Here is a 15,819-nt window from a genome sequence, read left to right on the forward strand (position 1 = left end):
AAATCTACAGGCCGTTTCTGCTGATCACGTCCCGGTACCACAGCGCGCTGTCCTTGGGCACCCTGGTCAGGGTCGCGTAGTCCACGTGCACGATGCCGAAGCGCCGCCGGTAACCCTCGGCCCACTCGAAGTTGTCCAGCAGCGACCACACCAGGTATCCCCGCAGGTCCGCACCCGCCTCGATGGCCCGGTGCACCTCGCGCAGATGCCCGTCCAGGTACGCCACCCGCTCGTCGTCGTGCACCCGCCCGTCCTCCACGAGGTCGTCGAAGGCCGCGCCGTTCTCGGTGACCATGAGCCCGACCTGCGGGTAGTCCTGCGAGAGCCGTACGAGCAGCCGGGACAGGCCGTCGGGCACGATCGGCCAGCCCATCGCGGTCGTCGGCGCGTCAGCCGTGGCGAACCTGACGTCCTCCGAGCCCGGCCACGCGGCGTCGGCCGGCAGCCCGGGGCCCGACTCGACCACGCACGGGTTGTAGTAGTTGACGCCGATCAGGTCGATCGGCGCGTTGATCAGCGCGAGGTCGCCCTCGTGGATGTGCTCCGTCCCGCCGTTGCGCGCCGCGGCCTCCAGCACCTCCTCGGGGTACGTGCCGTACACGGCCGGGTCCAGGAACTGCCTGGTCAGCAACGTGTGGATGCGGTGGGCCACGGCCGCGTCCGCCTCGCTGGGCACCGCCGAGGGGTCGTTGACCTGGGCGGGGGTGAGCACGGGGGAGGAGTTGACCACCAGCATGATGCGCCGCGCCCCGGCCGCGCGCAGCCGCCGCGCGGCCAGCCCGTGGCCGAGCAGCAGGTGGTGCGCCGAGCGCATCGCGTCCGCGGGATCGCGGCGGCCCGGCGCGTGCACGCCGTTGCCGTAGCCGAGGAACGCCGCCACCCACGGCTCGTTCAGCGTCGCCCAGTCCGCGACGCGGTCGCCGAGCTTGTCGTAGACGGCCTGGGCGTAGTCGGCGAAGCGGTAGGCGGTGTCGCGGTTGGTCCAGCCGCCGCGGTCCTCCAGCGCCTGCGGCAGGTCCCAGTGATAAAGCGTGACATAAGGCGAAATTTCGGCTTGCAGTAGCTCATCGACGAGCTTGTCGTAAAAGGCCAGGCCGCGGGGGTTGATCGAGCCATCGCCGTCGGGCTGGACGCGCGGCCACGCCACCGAGAACCGGTAGGCCCCCAGCCGCAGCTCGCGCATCAGCCCGATGTCGTCCCGGTAGCGGTGGTAGTGGTCGCAGGCCACGTCTCCGGTGTCGCCGTCGGACACCTTCCCGGGGGTGTGGGAGAAGGTGTCCCAGATCGACTGGCCCCGCCCGTCCTCCTTGACCGCCCCCTCGATCTGGTAGGAGGCCGTGGCGGCGCCCCAGACGAAGTCCTCGGGAAAGATCATCCCTTAACAGCTCCTTGCATGATTCCACCGATGATTTGCTTGCCGAACAGGGCGAACACGGCCACGAGCGGCAGGGTCCCGATCGCGGTGCCGGCCAGGCCGAGCACGTAGTCGTTGACGTACCCGCTGGCCAGGGTCGAGAGCGCCACCTGGACGGTCGGGTTGTCCGGGTTCAGCACGACCAGCGGCCAGAAGTAGTCGTTCCAGGCCGACATGAACGTCAGCATGCCCAGCACCGCCGCCGCGGGCCGCGCGGTGGGCAGCACGACGTGCCAGAACAGCCCCCACGTCGAGCACCCGTCCACTCGCCCGGCCTCCAGCAGCTCGGTGGGCAGGGCGCGCGACAGGTACTGCGTCATGAAGAACACGCCGAACGCGTTGACCAGCGCGGGCACGATCAGCGCGTAGTTGGTGCCGGTCCACTCCAGCTTCACCATGAGCATGTAGAGCGGGATGATGCCGAGCTGCGCCGGGACCATCATGGTCGCGACCGTGATCACCAGCATGATGTTCCGGCCCCGGAACTTCAGCTTGGCGAAGGCGAACCCGGCCAGCGTCGAGAAGAACATCACCGCGATCGAGATCGACCCGGCCACGATGACCGAGTTGACCAGCGCGAGCCCGAAGGGGACGGTGTCGAAGACCCTGGCGACGTTGGCGAAGAAGTTCCCGCCGGGCAGCAGCGGCGGCGGCACCTCGGCCAGCGCCGAGTTGTGCCGGGAGGCGACCACGACGCTGTAGTAGAGCGGGAAGGCCGAGAAGAAGGCCACCGCGATGAGGGTCAGGTAACGCAGCCTCATACCAGCCCGCCCTTCACCTTGCGGGTGATCAGGAAGTTGATCCCGGCGACGATCACCACGGCCACGAACATGAGCCACGACGCCGCCGAGGCGTAGCCGAAGTCGAACGTCGAGTTCGCGAAGCCCTGCTCGTAGACGAACAGCGCCAGGGTCTGGAACTGCCGGTCGGGACCGCCCGTCGCGATGCCGCCACCGCCGCCGCTGCTCTGCCCGAACAGCATGGGCTCGGCGATGATCTGCATCGCGCCGATCGTCGAGACGATGACCACGAAGATGATCGTCGGCCGGATCATCGGCATCGTGATCTTGCGGAGCTGGGTGAAGTTGCCCGCGCCGTCGAGGGTGGCGGCCTCGTACAGCTCGCGCGGCACGGCCTGCATGGCGGCCAGGAAGATCAGCGCGTTGTACCCGGTCCAGCGCCACATGATCATCACCGACAGGGCGATGTGCGAACTGGCCGTGCCCGCCCCCCAGTCGATGGTGCCCGCCCCGAACCAGGACAGGACCCAGTTGATCATGCCGAAGTCCCGGCCGAAGAGCTGGCTGAAGATCACCACCACCGCCACCACGCTCGTGACGTTGGGCAGCAGCAGCGCGACCCGGAACAGCGTCTGGAACCGCAGCCGCCGGTTGAGCAGGTGCGCCAGCCAGATGGCCAGCGCGAGTTGCGGGACGGTCGACAGCACGCCGATGGACAGGGTGTTGAAGGTGGCGTTCCAGAAGTACTCGTCGGCGAGCAGCGTCGAGTAGTTCGCCGCCCCGACGAACTCCTGCGTCTCGGACAGCAGCGTCCACTCGTGCAGGCTCACCCAGGCCGTGTAGACCAGCGGGAACAGGCCGAAGGCGCAGAACAGCAGGAAGAACGGGGCCACGTAGGCGTACGGCGACACCCTCACGTCGAGGGTGTGCCGCACGCTGCGCCTACGCCGTCGCGTGACCGCGAGGGGAAGGGTGCTCATTTGATCTTCTTGACGTCCTCGAGTACCTGCGCCCACGCCTCGTCCGGCGTCTGCTTGCCCTGCTCGACCCGGCCGAGCCCGTTGCCGATGGCGACCCGGACGTCGGCCTCCTTCGGGCCGAGGTGCTGCGGCTTGAGCGCCTTGGCGGCCTCGGAGTAGATCTTGCCGATGGGGGCGTCACCGAAGAACGGCTTGGTGAAGTTCTGGATGGACGGGTCGTCGTACAGCGCCGGGATCGACGGGAACGTGCCCTCCTCCTTGAACACCTTGGCCTGGTTGTCCTTCGAGGTGAGGAAGTCGATGAGCTCGGCCGCCTCCTTCGGGTGCTTGCTCTGCTTGGGCACCATCAGGTGCGAGCCGCCGCTGTTGCCCGAGCCGCCGGGCACGGTCGCGATGTCCCACTTGCCGGAGGCGTCCTTGGCCTGCTCCTGGATGAAGCCGGTCATCCAGGCCGGGCAGATGATCGTGGCGAACGAGCCCTTGGCGAAGCCGGTGTTCCACGGCGGTGAGAAGGCGGCCAGCTTGGCGGTCAGGCCCTCCTGGGTGAGCTGGTTCGACAGGTCCCAGGCCTTCTTCACGTCGGGGTTGGACTCCACGATGATGTTGTCCTGGGCGTCGTACAGGCCGACGGGCGCCTGGTTGACCATCGCGCGGAAGATCTCACCGGGGGAGTCCACGAACTTGGCGCCGGCCACGTTCGCCCCGGCGAACTTCTTGCCGGTCGCGATGTACTCCTCCCACGTCGGCCAGAGCGCCGCCACCTTGTCGCGCTCCTCCGGCAGCCCGGCCTTCTTGAACAGGTCCTTGCGGTAGCACATGGCCAGCCCGCCCACGTCGGTGCCCAGGCCGAGGACCTGCGCGCCGTCCTTGCTCAGGCCCTGCTGCCACTTCCAGTCGAGGTAGTCGGCCTGCCGCTTGTCGAGCCCGTACTGCTTGAGGTCGACGAACCTGCCCGGCTGGGCGGTGAACGTGCTGACGTAGCCGACCTCGACCGCCTCGATGTCCCCCGCGCCCGCGTTCGTGGCCAGCCGCTTGACCAGGTTGCTGTGGTGGTCGTTGAACTGCGTGACGTTCTCGACGATCTCGATGTCGGGGTGGGTCTTCTTGTATTCCTCGTAGAGCGGTTTGAAGCCGAAGTCGCCGAACAGGCCGACGGTCAGCTTGATCTTCTCTCCGGGCTTGGCGCTCGCCTCGGTCGCGGTGTTCCCGCCACCGCCGCCACCGCACGCCGTCGCCAGGGCGAGGACGGACGCGGTGAGCAAGGGCAGGCCGAGCCGCCGGATACGAGGGGTCATGGAAACCCTCCTGGGTCGCACTTAGGGGGATGATGAGAGAGCGCTCTCTCACGAGATTGTTGGAGCTCACATGCCTCTGTCAACGGAAGTTAAATAACGATCCGTGTTACCCGAGAGAGCGCGTTCCCAGATTGGAAACCGGCCACCCGCTCGCGCTCGGCGCCCCGTGGTGTCCTCGCAGGCGACCCCGCCCGGTCCCATCACCGACGTCGGCGGCTTCTTCAGGCAGTGGACGCAGCGGTGTCCTCGGTCGCCCGCTCCTCGATCTCACGAGGGCCTGGGTCAACCGGTCAGGGCGCGACCGGCCATCCGGGCGTACATCCGGCCCGGGCTCGGCGCCCTGGCGAGGAACCCCGGCAACATGGGCAACCCCACGGCGAACGGATCAAGGCGCTCGTACAGCTCGTTCGCATCCGCCGGGCGATCATCCGGCTTCTTCTCCAGCAGCTGCGCCAGCAACGCCCCCAGCTCCTCCGGCAATCCGGGAATCGCCGGCGGCCGCTCCTTGACCTGCTTCTCGAAGACCACGTAGTCGGTGGGCCCGGTGAAGAGCTGCCGCCCGCTGAGCATCTCGTGCAGCACGCACCCCAGCGAGTAGAGATCGCTGCGCGGCTCGGCCACCCCGTGCTGGATCTGCTCGGGAGCCATGTACGCCGGCGTCCCCAGGATCTGCCCGATCCTCGTGAACGTGGTCACGTCGGACTCCCGCAGCATGGCCAGCCCGAAGTCGAGCACCTTCACGCTGCCGTCCGGACAGAGCATGAGGTTCGTCGGCTTGAGATCCCGATGGCAGATCGACAGCGCGTGGGCCGCCGACAGCACGGCACACGCCTGGGCCGCGATGGCCGCCGCCCACGGCACCGGCAGCGGCCCGTGCTCGTGCACCACGTCGGCCACCGTGACGCCCTCGATGAACTGCATCACCTGGTAGAGCCGCTGCTCGTGGGTGCCGAAGTCGTAGAGCACGGGAGCGCCGGGATGCTCCAGCCTGGCCAGGATGCGCGCCTCGCGGATGAACCTGGTCTCCAGCTCGTGGTCGGGCCCGCTGGGCAGCCGCAGCAGCTTCACCGCGACCCGGCGATCGAGGTGGCGGTCGTGCCCCGCGTAGACCGCTCCCATGCCACCCTGCCCGAGTGGGAGGTCGTCGAGCTCATAGCGGTCGCCGATGACCATTCGCCCCTCCCAGCAGCCTTTCGGGAAAAAGCTACACCGTCAGGACTGCGGGTGCAGGTGGCCGTCCGCGAGGCCGTCGAGGCCCAGCCGGATCAGCGTCTGCCCCAGCGTCGAGGTCTCGCGAATGGCGTCCTCCAGCACGGCCAGTTGCCGGAACGCCTCGCCGTACGCCTTCTGCTCCTTCAGCGACAGCCGCGGCAGGCGGGTGCGCCGCACGTCGAACCTGCTGGAGCCGGTCGTCACCCGCCCGCCCGCGGCCCGCAGGAAGCCGGCCAGGAAGTCGGGATCCAGCCTGCGGGAGTCGACCCGGTAGAGGGTCAGGTGCGGCCCGAGCACGGCCCCGCCGCCGTCGGCCATCACGCGTACGGCGGAGTAGGAGGCCACCACGTCGCCCGGGTGGATCGCGATGAGCCCCTGCTGCATGGTGGTGAAGCCGGACGGCGAGCCGCCGCTGAACACGTCGTCGGAGGTCAGGACGGGCACGTCGCCCTCGTCCGCGGCCATCTTGGGCGGGGCCTGCGACGTGGTCACCAGGCCCTCCTTGATCAGGTCGCCCAGCGTGGTGGCGGGCTGGTCGAGCGGCTGCTCCAGCACCTTCAGGTCGGGCGGCACGGCGGCGGCGGCCAGGAAGCGGTCGCGCGCCTCGGCGAACGCCCGGCCCACGTCGTCGCGCCGCTGGTGGCGGGCCGGGGTCATGTCGACCTCGTCGGCCAGCAGGTCGATGATGCGTACGGTCTGGTCGGAACGGTCCTCCAGGTACGCCTGCCAGGCCGGCTCGACCGCCGGGAGGTCGGCCGTGGCGTCCAGGATCAGCACCTCGGACGGCGGGCGCTCACCCGCCGCCGGGCGGCGCAGCAGCCACAGGTCGGAGCCGGGCAGCGCCACGACCGCCCGCAGCGCTCCGGCGCGCAGGAGGTTGGCACGGATCCGGCGGCCCGCCTTGCGGCTGGCGGCGGCCGGCGGCATGAGGATGGCGACCAGGCCGCGCGGCTTGACGTGGGTGAGGCAGTGCTGCACCCAGGCCAGCTCGGGCTCGCCGCGCGGCGGCAGGCCGTACTCCCAGCGCGGGTCGCCGGTCAGCTCCTCGTAGCCCCAGGCCCGCTCGTTGAACGGCGGATCGCACACCACCGCGTCGGCCCGCTCGTCCGGGAAGCCGTCGTGGCGCATGGAGTCGCCGGCCACGACACCGGCCTCGATGCCGCGCAGCCGCAGCCGGGCGGCGGTGATGGCGGCCGAGGTCTCGCTGAGCTCCTGGCCGAGCATCCGCGTCGTACCCGCGGGGTTCAGGAGGGTGGGGGCCAGGAGCAGCGTGCCGACGCCGCACGCCGGGTCGAGCACGGTGCCGGCGTCCGCGCCCACGAGGCGGACCATCAGCTCCGCGACGTCGTCGCGGGTGACGGAGAGCTGGCGCGAGTGGGCCTCCAGGTAGCGCTCGCAGAGGAACTCGTACGCGGCCAGCGGGCCCAGCTGCTCGCCCAGCTCCAGAATGAGCCCGGCCAACTCGGAATCCAGCCCGCCACCCGCAGCACCGGCCCCGCCACGCGCCGTTTCGGACGCGCGACCCGCCGTTTCGGACGCGCCACCTGCCGCTTCGGACGCGGGACCTGCCCGCTCCGAGCCGGTGGCCGCCTGATCAGGGTCGGCGCCCGCCTGCCCGGGCGCGGCGTGGGCCTGATCCAGCGCGCCCGGCGTCCGGTCCGCCCCGCCATGCGCCTGCTCCGTCCCGGCACCACCGCCGACACCGTCACTGCGCGGGCCGTCACTATGCGGGCCGTCACCGTGCGGGCCGTCGTCGTGCGAGCCGCCGTTCCCGGCGCCTCCGACGCTGCGCGGGGCGGCCCGGGTCAGTAGGGTTCCCGCGTGGGCCACCAGCTCGCCCAGCCGCAAATCACCCGCCGCTTTCAGGCGTTGCCACACCCGATCTCCCAGGGAGACCTGGTAGGACTTCCCGTAGCGACGCAGCCACGACTCCACCTGCCGCAGCGAGAACAGCGGCTGGTTGGCGGTGCCGCCGATGGGCTGGGGGAAGTCGTCGTGGCGGCGGCGCCAGTTGCTCACCGCGGCCCGCCCGACACCGGCGAGCCGGGCGATGTCCCCGGCGTTGACGGTCGGGTCGTGGCTCATGAAGCCCACAGTAGTTCACAAGAGTCTTCAGCGCATCTGCTTGTGAAGTCTTTCAACCAATGATTTACTGCTGGGTATGAAGCACAACATCCGCTATGCCGCCGGATCAGATGTGGGCCGCCGCAGGGAGCAGAACGAGGATTCTGGCTACGCGAGTGGCCGGTTGCTCGTGGTGGCTGACGGGATGGGTGGACACGCGGCCGGCGAGCTGGCGAGCTCGGCGGCGATCGCCGTCATGCGCGAGTTGGATGCCACGCTTCCCGAGACGGGCTCGGACCTGGAGGCCGCGCTGGAGGCCGCCGTGCACGAGGCGGCGCGCAGGCTGGTCGAGCTGGCCGACATCGACCCCGCGCGCAGGGGGATGGGGACCACGGTGACCGCCATGCTGTGGGACGGCTACCGGTTCGCCCTGGCTCATCTCGGTGACTCCCGCGGATATTTGCTTCGCGATGGTGCGCTCTACCAGATGACCAAGGATCACACACTTGTGCAGTCGATGGTGGACGAAGGACGGATAACGGAGGATCAAGCCGCCGTGCACCCCCGCCGGTCGATGGTGCTGCGCGTGCTGGGCAGCGAGGGCAGGGCGGAGCCCGACATGGCGCTGCGCGAAGCGGAGCCTGATGACCGCTACCTCCTCTGCTCCGACGGGCTCACGACCGTGCTGGGGCCCGAAGTCCTGCACGAGGTGCTGACCACGGTGGCAGACCCCGCGGCGGCCGTCCAGAGGCTGATCGATCTGGCCAACGAGGGCGGCTCGCCGGACAACGTGACCGTGATCGTGGCCGACGTGGTCGCGCCGGGCGCGGGAGACGCGGGCGTCTATCGCGTCGGTGCCGGCTGCTAACGAGGATAGTAGTAAGTCCCACCAGCCTCAGCAGCCACATAGCCGAAATTTCGGCTCATAGCAAGACACTTTCCGGGTGACACGCGCAATTCTGCGACGGCGCTACTACAGTCCATCGTGATTTGTCGGTTTTCTGGGAGGAGTCACCCTGGACCCGATCGCGGACGAGCTGCTGAAGACGGTGCGGCAGGAACTCGGCTATAAGGAGAAGAGCGGCCAGTTCACCAAGTTCGGCCAGTGGTACGCGGATCGCGTCCAAGACACCCAGTACCGCAACGCGCCATGGTGCGACATGTTCCTCGCCTATGCCGCGAACAAGGCCGGCATCTCCGACTACGTCGGTGAGTTCGCCTGGACGCCCTCCCACGCGGCCTGGTTCATCAAGCAGGGCGCCTGGACGCAGAAGCCCGAGCCGGGCGCGCTGGTCTTCTTCGACTGGCGCGGCGGCAAGAGTTACAAGGGCATCGACCACGTCGGCGTCGTGGAGCGCGTCAGCGGCACGAAGATCCACACCATCGAGGCGAACGTGGATCGCGTCTGGCTCAAGCGCAAGACCAGGGAGACGGACAAGGTCGTCGGGTACGGCATCCCGCGCATGGTCAAGGCCGGGTCCGACCGGCTGGAGGAGATCCGGACCACCGAGCGGCCGTTCGTGTCGCCGCCCCGCGCGGAGACCGGGCACGGGTCGCCGCTGGACGTCTTAGGCACTCCGCCCGCGCTGCTGGCCGCGATGGTGCTCATGACCATCGTCCTCTCGCTCCGCGTGTCGGGCCGCCGCCGCGGCACCCACCGCCGCCTCCCCTGGCCCTGGGCCGCCCCTTCCGCCGCCCAGCCCCCGGCCGGCACGAGAGTCCCGTCCCCCAGGAACCCCCTGGCGACCCGCGACCAGCCACCCGCCGACGCCAAGCCGCCCGCCCGTGACAGGGCACCGGCCCGCGAGAAGGTTCCTTCCGGCGGCAGGCCGCCTGCCCGTGACAGCGCCTCCGCCGGTGGCAAGACGGCGACCCGCGACAACACGTCCGCCGGTGGCAAGGCGGCCGCCCGCGACAGCGCCTCCGCCGGTGGCAAGACGGCTGCCCGTGACAGCGCTTCCGCCGGTGGCAAGGCGCGCGCCCGGGACAAGGCGCCGGCCGCGAACCGGTCGCGGGGCACGACCGCGGTCACGGACCCGGAGGAGACGCAGGCGCGCGGCCGCGCGGCCGAGCAGCCGCAGGTGGAGCCGCACCCCGCCGCCGCTCCCGCCCAGTCCGCCCGCCCCGCCAAGGACCGGGTCCCGGCCGGGTCGGGCCGCTCCGCCACCAAGCACTCCACCCCCGCCAGGCGCAAGCCCTACGACCCGAGCTGAGCCGCACGGGCCCCACCGAAGGCCGGGCTAGGCCGTGAGGTCGATGACCGCCTTGACGTCGTCGTCGGCGGGTTCGAAGACCTCCAGGGCGCGCGACAGCGGCACCCGCCGCGTGATCAGCCGCTCCAGCCACCCCGGATCCGCCTCGGCCAGCGCCGCCGCCGCGGCGCGGAAGTGGCGCAGGTTCCCGTTGACCGTCCCGAAGACCACGTCGTTCTCCAGCACGATGTCCCGGTTGATCACCCCGGCGTCCACCCGGTGCGTCCGCCCGCCGGGCGAGAGCCCGCACAGGCAGAGGATCCCCGCGGGGGACGTGGTGGTCATGGCGTCGATGACGAGTTGCCCCGCCCCCGTGCACTCGATGATGACGTCCGGCCTGGCGTCGTGGAACGCCTCCAGCGTCGAGGACGAGTGGTAGGTCCCGCCCAGCTCCTCCACCAGGCTCGACTTGAGCCCCGGGGCCGGGGACCGGTCGAGGACGTGCACCTCCAGCCCGCGCTGCCGCCCGAGCAGCGCCGCCAGCAGCCCGATCGGCCCGGCGCCGGTGATCAGCAGCCTGCGCGGCTCGAACCAGGCCCGCGAGCCGATCCGCTCGATCTGCTCCCACGCCTTGGCCACCACCGACGTGGGCTCGACCAGCATGCCGACGCTCTCCAGCGAGGGGTCCAGCCGTACGGCGTAGCCGGCCTCGACGGTCCAGCGCTCGCTGGCGTACCCGTCGATCTCCTTGATGCCGCGCTCGGTGTAGCGGCCGTTGCGGCACATGTCGAACTCGCCCCGCGCGCATGCCCCGCACGGCTCAGGGTCCGGCCGGCGTACGACGCCGACGATCAGGTTCCCGGGCGAGAACGCGGAGCCCTCCGGCGCCTCCAGCACCCGGCCGAGCGACTCGTGCCCGATGACCATGCGTTCCCTGCCGGGCGGCGGCCAGCCGTACTCGGCCCGGTCGAGCTCGCGGTCGGTGCCGCAGACGCCCACGGCCAGCCCCTGGACGAGCAGCTCGCCCTGGCCAGGTCGCGGGTCGGGCACTTCCTCCACGTCGAGCGTGCCCTTCCTGCCCGGCACGAACGTCAGCGCGCGCATCGGCGTCACCCCCTGGGAGTGCCTCTACCCCGGACGTCGTTGGGAAATAGTAGGACGTCCTAGTATCTTCATAGATGTAGCCTCCACGAAGGAGTGATCAGGCGTGCACGTCCCGGTTCACCCAGTCCGCTTCGTGACCGCCGCGGCCCTGTTCGACGGGCATGACGCGGCGATCAACATCATGCGGCGAATCCTCCAGTCCCAGGGGGCCGAGGTCATCCACCTCGGGCACAACCGTTCGGTGGACGAGATCGTCACCGCCGCCATCCAGGAGGACGTCCAGGGGGTGGCGATCAGCTCCTACCAGGGCGGGCATGTCGAGTTCTTCTCCTACCTGGTCGACCTGCTGCGGGAGCGCGGCGCGGGCCACGTCAAGGTGTACGGCGGCGGCGGGGGCGTGATCGTCCCCGAGGAGATCGAGCTGCTGCACTCGCGTGGTGTCACGCGCATCTTCTCGCCCGAGGACGGCCAGCGGTTCGGCCTGCCCGGAATGATCAACAAGCTCATCGAGGAGTGTGACGTCGAGCTGGGCGACCCTCCGTCGGTGGAGGCCGTGGTGTCCGGCGACCAGACCGCGCTGGCCCGCGCGATCACGCTGATCGAGTCGGGCCGCGCCCCCGAGGAGCTGGTGGCGGGGCTGAAGGGGGCTACGGAGCGGCGCGCCCCCGTGCTCGGCATCACCGGTACGGGCGGCTCCGGCAAGTCCTCGCTCACCGACGAGCTGGTCCGCAGGTTCCGCGTGGACAACGACGACAAGCTGCGCATCGCGATCATCGCGATCGACCCCACCCGCAGGCGCGGTGGCGGCGCGCTGCTCGGCGACCGCATCAGGATGAACAGCCTGGGCCCCCAGACCTACTTCCGCTCCCTGGCCACCAGGGGCGCGGCCAACGAGGTGCCCGCCTGCCTCGACGACGTGATCACCGTCTGCCGGGCCGCCGGCTACGACCTGGTGATCGTGGAGACGCCCGGCATCGGCCAGGGCGACGCGGGCATCGTGCCCCACGTGGACGTGCCCATCTACGTGATGACGCCCGAGTTCGGGGCGGCCTCCCAGCTCGAGAAGATCGACATGCTGGACTTCGCCGAGGCCGTGGTGATCAACAAGTACGAGCGCCGCGGCGCGGAGGACGCCCTGCGCGACGTGCGCCGCCAGCTCGTACGCAACCGCGAGGCATTCGGCGCCGCACCCGACGACATGCCGGTCTTCGGCACCATCGCCGCCCGCTACAACGACGGGGGCGTCACCGCCCTCTACCAGCACCTCAAGCCCCTGCTCCGGATCGGCGACGGTCCCGGGCTGCTGCCCCGGGTCGAGGGCCGCACCTCGAAGGCGTCGGAGGCCATCGTCCCGCCCGCGCGGGTGCGCTACCTGGCCGACATCGCCGAGACCGTGCGGGCCTACCACGCCGAGACGCTCGCCCAGGCGGAGGTGGCCCGCCGCCGCCAGCAGCTCGCCGCCGTACGCGACCTGCTGAGCGAGGAGGGCGCGCGGGAGGCCGAGCGGGTCGAGGGCGAGCTGTCCGACGAGAGCCGTGCGCTGCTGGACGGCTGGCCCGCCGTCAAGGAGCGCTACACCGCCGACGAGCTGGTCGTGAAGGTACGCGACCGCGAGATCCACACCCCGCTCTGGCGCGAGACGCTCTCCGGCAACCGCATCCCCAGGGTGGCCCTGCCCCGCTACACCGACCACGGCGACCTGCTGCGCTTCCTGCGCGGTGAGAACCTGCCCGGCATGTTCCCGTTCACCGCCGGCGTGTTCCCGTTCAAGCGCGACGACGAGGACCCGACCCGGATGTTCGCCGGCGAGGGCGACCCGTTCCGCACCAACAGGCGCTTCAAGCTGCTGTCCGAGGGCCAGCCCGCGACCAGGCTGTCGACGGCGTTCGACTCGGTGACGCTGTACGGCAACGACCCCGACCCGCGGCCCGACATCTACGGGAAGGTCGGCACCTCCGGGGTCTCGATCGCCACGCTCGACGACATGAAGGTGCTCTACGACGGGTTCGACCTGGCGGCGCCCAACACGTCGGTGTCGATGACGATCAACGGCCCGGCCCCGACGATCCTCGCCTTCTACCTCAACGCCGCCATCGACCAGGCCAGGGACCGTTTCCGCGGCGAGCACGGCCGCGACCCCGACGAGGGCGAGGACCGCGAGCTGCGGGCCCGCACGCTCGCCACGGTCAGGGGCACGGTGCAGGCCGACATCCTCAAGGAGGACCAGGGCCAGAACACGTGCATCTTCTCCACCGAGTTCTCCTTGCGGATGATGGCCGACATCCAGGAGTGGTTCATCCGGAACGGGGTCAGGAACTTCTACTCGGTGTCGATCTCCGGCTATCACATCGCCGAGGCCGGGGCCAACCCGATCAGCCAGCTCGCCTTCACGCTGGCCAACGGCTTCACGTACGTGGAGGCGTACCTGGCCAGGGGCATGAAGATCGACGACTTCGCGCCGAACCTGTCGTTCTTCTTCTCCAACGGCATGGACCCCGAGTACAGCGTGCTCGGCCGGGTGGCCCGGCGCATCTGGGCGGTGGCGATGCGCGAGCGCTACGGCGCCGGCGAGCGCTCGCAGAAGCTGAAGTACCACATCCAGACCTCGGGCCGCTCCCTGCACGCCCAGGAGATGAACTTCAACGACATCCGCACCACCCTGCAGGCCCTGATCGCGATCTACGACAACTGCAACAGCCTGCACACCAACGCCTTCGACGAGGCCGTGACGACGCCCTCGGCCGACTCGGTGCGCCGGGCCATGGCCATCCAGCTGATCATCAACCGCGAATGGGGCCTGGCCAGGAACGAGAACCCGCTGCAGGGCTCGTTCATCGTGGAGGAGCTCACGGACCTGGTGGAGGAGGCGGTGCTGGGCGAGTTCGAGCGGCTGTCGGACCGGGGCGGCGTCCTGGGCGCGATGGAGACCGGCTACCAGCGCGGCAAGATCCAGGACGAGTCCATGCTGTACGAGATGCGCAAGCACGACGGCTCGCTGCCCATCGTCGGCGTGAACACGTTCCGCAACCCGCGCGGCGAGAACGAGGCCGACCCGCACAAGCTGGAGCTGGCCAGGGGCACGGAGGAGGAGAAGCGCTCGCAGCTCGACCGCCTGCGCGCCTTCCACGAGCGCAACCGCTCCGAGGCCCCCGCCCAGCTCGCCCGGCTGCGTGACGTGGCGATGTCGGAGGGGAACGCGTTCGCGGTGCTGATGGAGGCGGCCCGCGTCTGCTCGCTCGGCCAGATCACCGACGCGCTGTTCGAGGCGGGCGGCCAGTACCGCCGCAACGTCTGACGCCGGGGGCCACGTGACGCTCGGGACGCGGGCCGGCGCGATGCCGGCGCCCAGCCCGGCGCCTGTGCCGTGATCGGCGCCGGAGGGTGGCGCCGATAGGATCACGGTTCTGGGGACGAGATCGTTATCAGGAGGCTTTCATGTCCGACGTCACCTTCAAGGGCAACCCGATCACCGTGGCCGGCACCTTCCCGAAGCCGGGCGACGCCGCGCCCGCGTTCCGGCTGGTGGGCGGCGACCTCGCCGAGCGCTCGCTCGACGACTTCGGCCAGAAGACCAAGGTCCTCAACATCTTCCCGAGCGTCGACACCGGCGTCTGCGCGGCCTCGGTGCGCCGCTTCAACCAGGTGGCCGGTGAGCACCCCGACGTGGCCGTGCTCTGCGTGTCGGCCGACCTGCCCTTCGCCCAGAAGCGGTTCTGCGGCGCGGAGGGGCTCGACAACGTGACCATGCTCTCGCTCATGCGGGGCCGCGAGTTCCTCGCCGACTACGGCGTGGCGCAGGAGTCGGGGCCGCTGGCGGGGCTGGCCGCGCGCGCGGTCGTCGTGATCGACGGCGACAACAACGTGGTCTACTCCGAGCTGGTGCCGGAGATCACGCAGGAGCCCGACTACGAGGGCGCGCTGGCCGCGCTCAAGTAGTCGGCGAACTCTCCCGCCAGCTCCAGCAGGTGCTGATCGCTCGTGGCGGTGTGCTGGAGGTCCAGGATGATCTCGTGGACCCCGGCCTCCGCCGCGCCGGCCAGGTAGGCGGCGATCTCGGCGACCGTGCCGCTCCTCGGCGGGGTGCCCCGGTCGGTGACGATCGGGTTGGAGCGCAGGATCATGCGCAGGGCGCCCGGGTCGCGGCCGGCCTCCTCCGCGGTGCGGCACACGGTCTGCCACATCGAGGTGAGCACGGGGACCGGCAGCGTCGCCGTCAGCCAGCCGTCGGCCCGGCGGCCGATGCGACGCAGCGCGGCCGGCGAGAATCCGGCCAGATAGAGCGGTGGCCGGCGGGCCGGCTTGGGCTCGATGTGGCTGGGGGCGATCGTCCACAGCTCGTGCTCGAACGCGACCGGATCGGTCGTCCAGATGGCCTCCAGCGCGTCGAGCGTGGCGTCGTAGCGCCGCGCCCGGTCCTTCCACGGCACGCCGGCGGCGGCGTATTCGTCGGAGGACCAGCCGAGCCCGAGGCCGGCGTCGAGCCGCCCGCCGCTGAGGTGGTCGATCGTGGTGAGCGAGCGGGCCAGGACCACCGGGGGATACCAGCAGGCGTTGAGCGCGCTGGTGCCCAGGCGTACGGAGGAGGTCACCGAGGCGGCCACCGACAGCACCGCGAACGGGTCGAGGAACACCCGGTGCGCCTCGGGGATGCTGCCGTCGCCGCCCGGATAGGGATCGCTGGGCCGCAGCGGGGTCAGCAGCCGGTCGCCCGCCCACAGGCTGTGGAAGCCCATCGACTCGGCCTCGCGCGCCACCCGCAACACGCTGGACAGCGCTGCGAACCTGCCGTATTGCGGCACGGCCAGCCCGATCTCCATG

The 15,819-nt window shown here is 70.4% G+C and carries 12 protein-coding genes; 4 read left to right on the plus strand and 8 right to left on the minus strand.

What is annotated here, in order from left to right; all coding sequences use genetic code 11:
• Positions 1 to 4: 4 nt before the first annotated feature.
• The 6 genes from ACBJ59_RS27565 to ACBJ59_RS27590 form a co-directional block, all read right to left on the minus strand.
• Positions 5 to 1,375: a GH1 family beta-glucosidase gene (locus ACBJ59_RS27565; RefSeq protein WP_375113148.1), complete on the minus strand. Its 1,371-nt coding sequence runs from the start codon at positions 1,373 to 1,375 to the stop codon at positions 5 to 7.
• The gene (locus ACBJ59_RS27570) at positions 1,372 to 2,175 is read right to left on the minus strand and encodes a carbohydrate ABC transporter permease (RefSeq protein WP_364120541.1); all 804 of its coding nucleotides are present in this window, start codon (positions 2,173 to 2,175) and stop codon (positions 1,372 to 1,374) included. Before ACBJ59_RS27570 ends, ACBJ59_RS27565 begins: the two co-directional genes overlap by 4 nt.
• The gene (locus ACBJ59_RS27575; protein WP_375113149.1) at positions 2,172 to 3,134 is read right to left on the minus strand and encodes a carbohydrate ABC transporter permease; all 963 of its coding nucleotides are present in this window, start codon (positions 3,132 to 3,134) and stop codon (positions 2,172 to 2,174) included. Before ACBJ59_RS27575 ends, ACBJ59_RS27570 begins: the two co-directional genes overlap by 4 nt.
• The gene (locus ACBJ59_RS27580; RefSeq protein WP_375113150.1) at positions 3,131 to 4,429 is read right to left on the minus strand and encodes an ABC transporter substrate-binding protein; all 1,299 of its coding nucleotides are present in this window, start codon (positions 4,427 to 4,429) and stop codon (positions 3,131 to 3,133) included. The genes ACBJ59_RS27575 and ACBJ59_RS27580 overlap by 4 nt, the downstream gene beginning before the upstream one ends.
• Positions 4,430 to 4,711: 282 nt before the next feature.
• A complete protein-coding gene (locus ACBJ59_RS27585; protein WP_375113151.1) occupies positions 4,712 to 5,602 on the minus strand; it encodes a serine/threonine-protein kinase in 891 nt (296 codons plus the stop codon).
• Positions 5,603 to 5,641: 39 nt separating this feature from the next.
• Positions 5,642 to 7,726: an N-6 DNA methylase gene (locus ACBJ59_RS27590; RefSeq protein WP_375113152.1), complete on the minus strand. Its 2,085-nt coding sequence runs from the start codon at positions 7,724 to 7,726 to the stop codon at positions 5,642 to 5,644.
• Between the two features lie 76 nt (positions 7,727 to 7,802).
• On the opposite strand from ACBJ59_RS27590, the gene ACBJ59_RS27595 reads away from it, so the two are divergent.
• On the plus strand, positions 7,803 to 8,573 hold the full coding sequence (locus tag ACBJ59_RS27595; RefSeq protein ID WP_375113153.1) for a PP2C family protein-serine/threonine phosphatase: 771 nt from the start codon (positions 7,803 to 7,805) through the stop codon (positions 8,571 to 8,573).
• Positions 8,574 to 8,754: 181 nt separating this feature from the next.
• Entirely contained in the window at positions 8,755 to 9,918 is a 1,164-nt protein-coding gene (locus ACBJ59_RS27600; protein WP_375113154.1) for a CHAP domain-containing protein, read from the plus strand.
• Between the two features lie 27 nt (positions 9,919 to 9,945).
• On the opposite strand, the gene ACBJ59_RS27605 is transcribed toward ACBJ59_RS27600, so the two are convergent.
• The gene (locus ACBJ59_RS27605) at positions 9,946 to 11,001 is read right to left on the minus strand and encodes a glucose 1-dehydrogenase (RefSeq protein ID WP_375113155.1); all 1,056 of its coding nucleotides are present in this window, start codon (positions 10,999 to 11,001) and stop codon (positions 9,946 to 9,948) included.
• A 103-nt stretch (positions 11,002 to 11,104) separates the two neighbouring features.
• Here ACBJ59_RS27605 and icmF point away from each other — a divergent pair, with 103 nt between their 5' ends.
• Both icmF and tpx read left to right on the plus strand, forming a co-directional pair.
• Positions 11,105 to 14,296, plus strand: coding sequence for a fused isobutyryl-CoA mutase/GTPase IcmF (icmF, locus tag ACBJ59_RS27610; protein ID WP_375113156.1), 3,192 nt, complete (start codon positions 11,105 to 11,107; stop codon positions 14,294 to 14,296).
• A gap of 140 nt (positions 14,297 to 14,436) precedes the next feature.
• Complete coding sequence (tpx, locus tag ACBJ59_RS27615) at positions 14,437 to 14,937, plus strand: thiol peroxidase (protein ID WP_364120514.1); 501 nt, start codon at positions 14,437 to 14,439, stop codon at positions 14,935 to 14,937.
• Here the strand turns inward: tpx and ACBJ59_RS27620 are convergent.
• The gene (locus tag ACBJ59_RS27620) at positions 14,907 to 15,818 is read right to left on the minus strand and encodes a TIGR03619 family F420-dependent LLM class oxidoreductase (RefSeq protein ID WP_375113157.1); all 912 of its coding nucleotides are present in this window, start codon (positions 15,816 to 15,818) and stop codon (positions 14,907 to 14,909) included. The two genes, tpx and ACBJ59_RS27620, sit on opposite strands and share 31 nt — an antisense overlap.
• Position 15,819: the final 1 nt, after the last annotated feature.

The sequence above is a fragment of the Nonomuraea sp. MTCD27 genome (assembly GCF_041950495.1).
Classification (GTDB): Bacteria; Actinomycetota; Actinomycetes; order Streptosporangiales; family Streptosporangiaceae; genus Nonomuraea.

What these genes read in the sequence shown, in the direction of transcription:
- ACBJ59_RS27580 (WP_375113150.1), bottom strand. Translation starts at nt 4,429, where the DNA reads ATGACCCCTCGTATCCGGCGGCTCGGCCTGCCCTTGCTCACCGCGTCC.
- tpx (WP_364120514.1), top strand. Translation starts at nt 14,437, where the DNA reads ATGTCCGACGTCACCTTCAAGGGCAACCCGATCACCGTGGCCGGCACC.
- ACBJ59_RS27605 (WP_375113155.1), bottom strand. Translation starts at nt 11,001, where the DNA reads ATGCGCGCGCTGACGTTCGTGCCGGGCAGGAAGGGCACGCTCGACGTG.
- ACBJ59_RS27620 (WP_375113157.1), bottom strand. Translation starts at nt 15,818, where the DNA reads ATGGAGATCGGGCTGGCCGTGCCGCAATACGGCAGGTTCGCAGCGCTG.
- ACBJ59_RS27585 (WP_375113151.1), bottom strand. Translation starts at nt 5,602, where the DNA reads ATGGTCATCGGCGACCGCTATGAGCTCGACGACCTCCCACTCGGGCAG.
- ACBJ59_RS27595 (WP_375113153.1), top strand. Translation starts at nt 7,803, where the DNA reads ATGAAGCACAACATCCGCTATGCCGCCGGATCAGATGTGGGCCGCCGC.
- ACBJ59_RS27565 (WP_375113148.1), bottom strand. Translation starts at nt 1,375, where the DNA reads ATGATCTTTCCCGAGGACTTCGTCTGGGGCGCCGCCACGGCCTCCTAC.
- ACBJ59_RS27590 (WP_375113152.1), bottom strand. Translation starts at nt 7,726, where the DNA reads ATGAGCCACGACCCGACCGTCAACGCCGGGGACATCGCCCGGCTCGCC.
- ACBJ59_RS27570 (WP_364120541.1), bottom strand. Translation starts at nt 2,175, where the DNA reads ATGAGGCTGCGTTACCTGACCCTCATCGCGGTGGCCTTCTTCTCGGCC.
- ACBJ59_RS27575 (WP_375113149.1), bottom strand. Translation starts at nt 3,134, where the DNA reads ATGAGCACCCTTCCCCTCGCGGTCACGCGACGGCGTAGGCGCAGCGTG.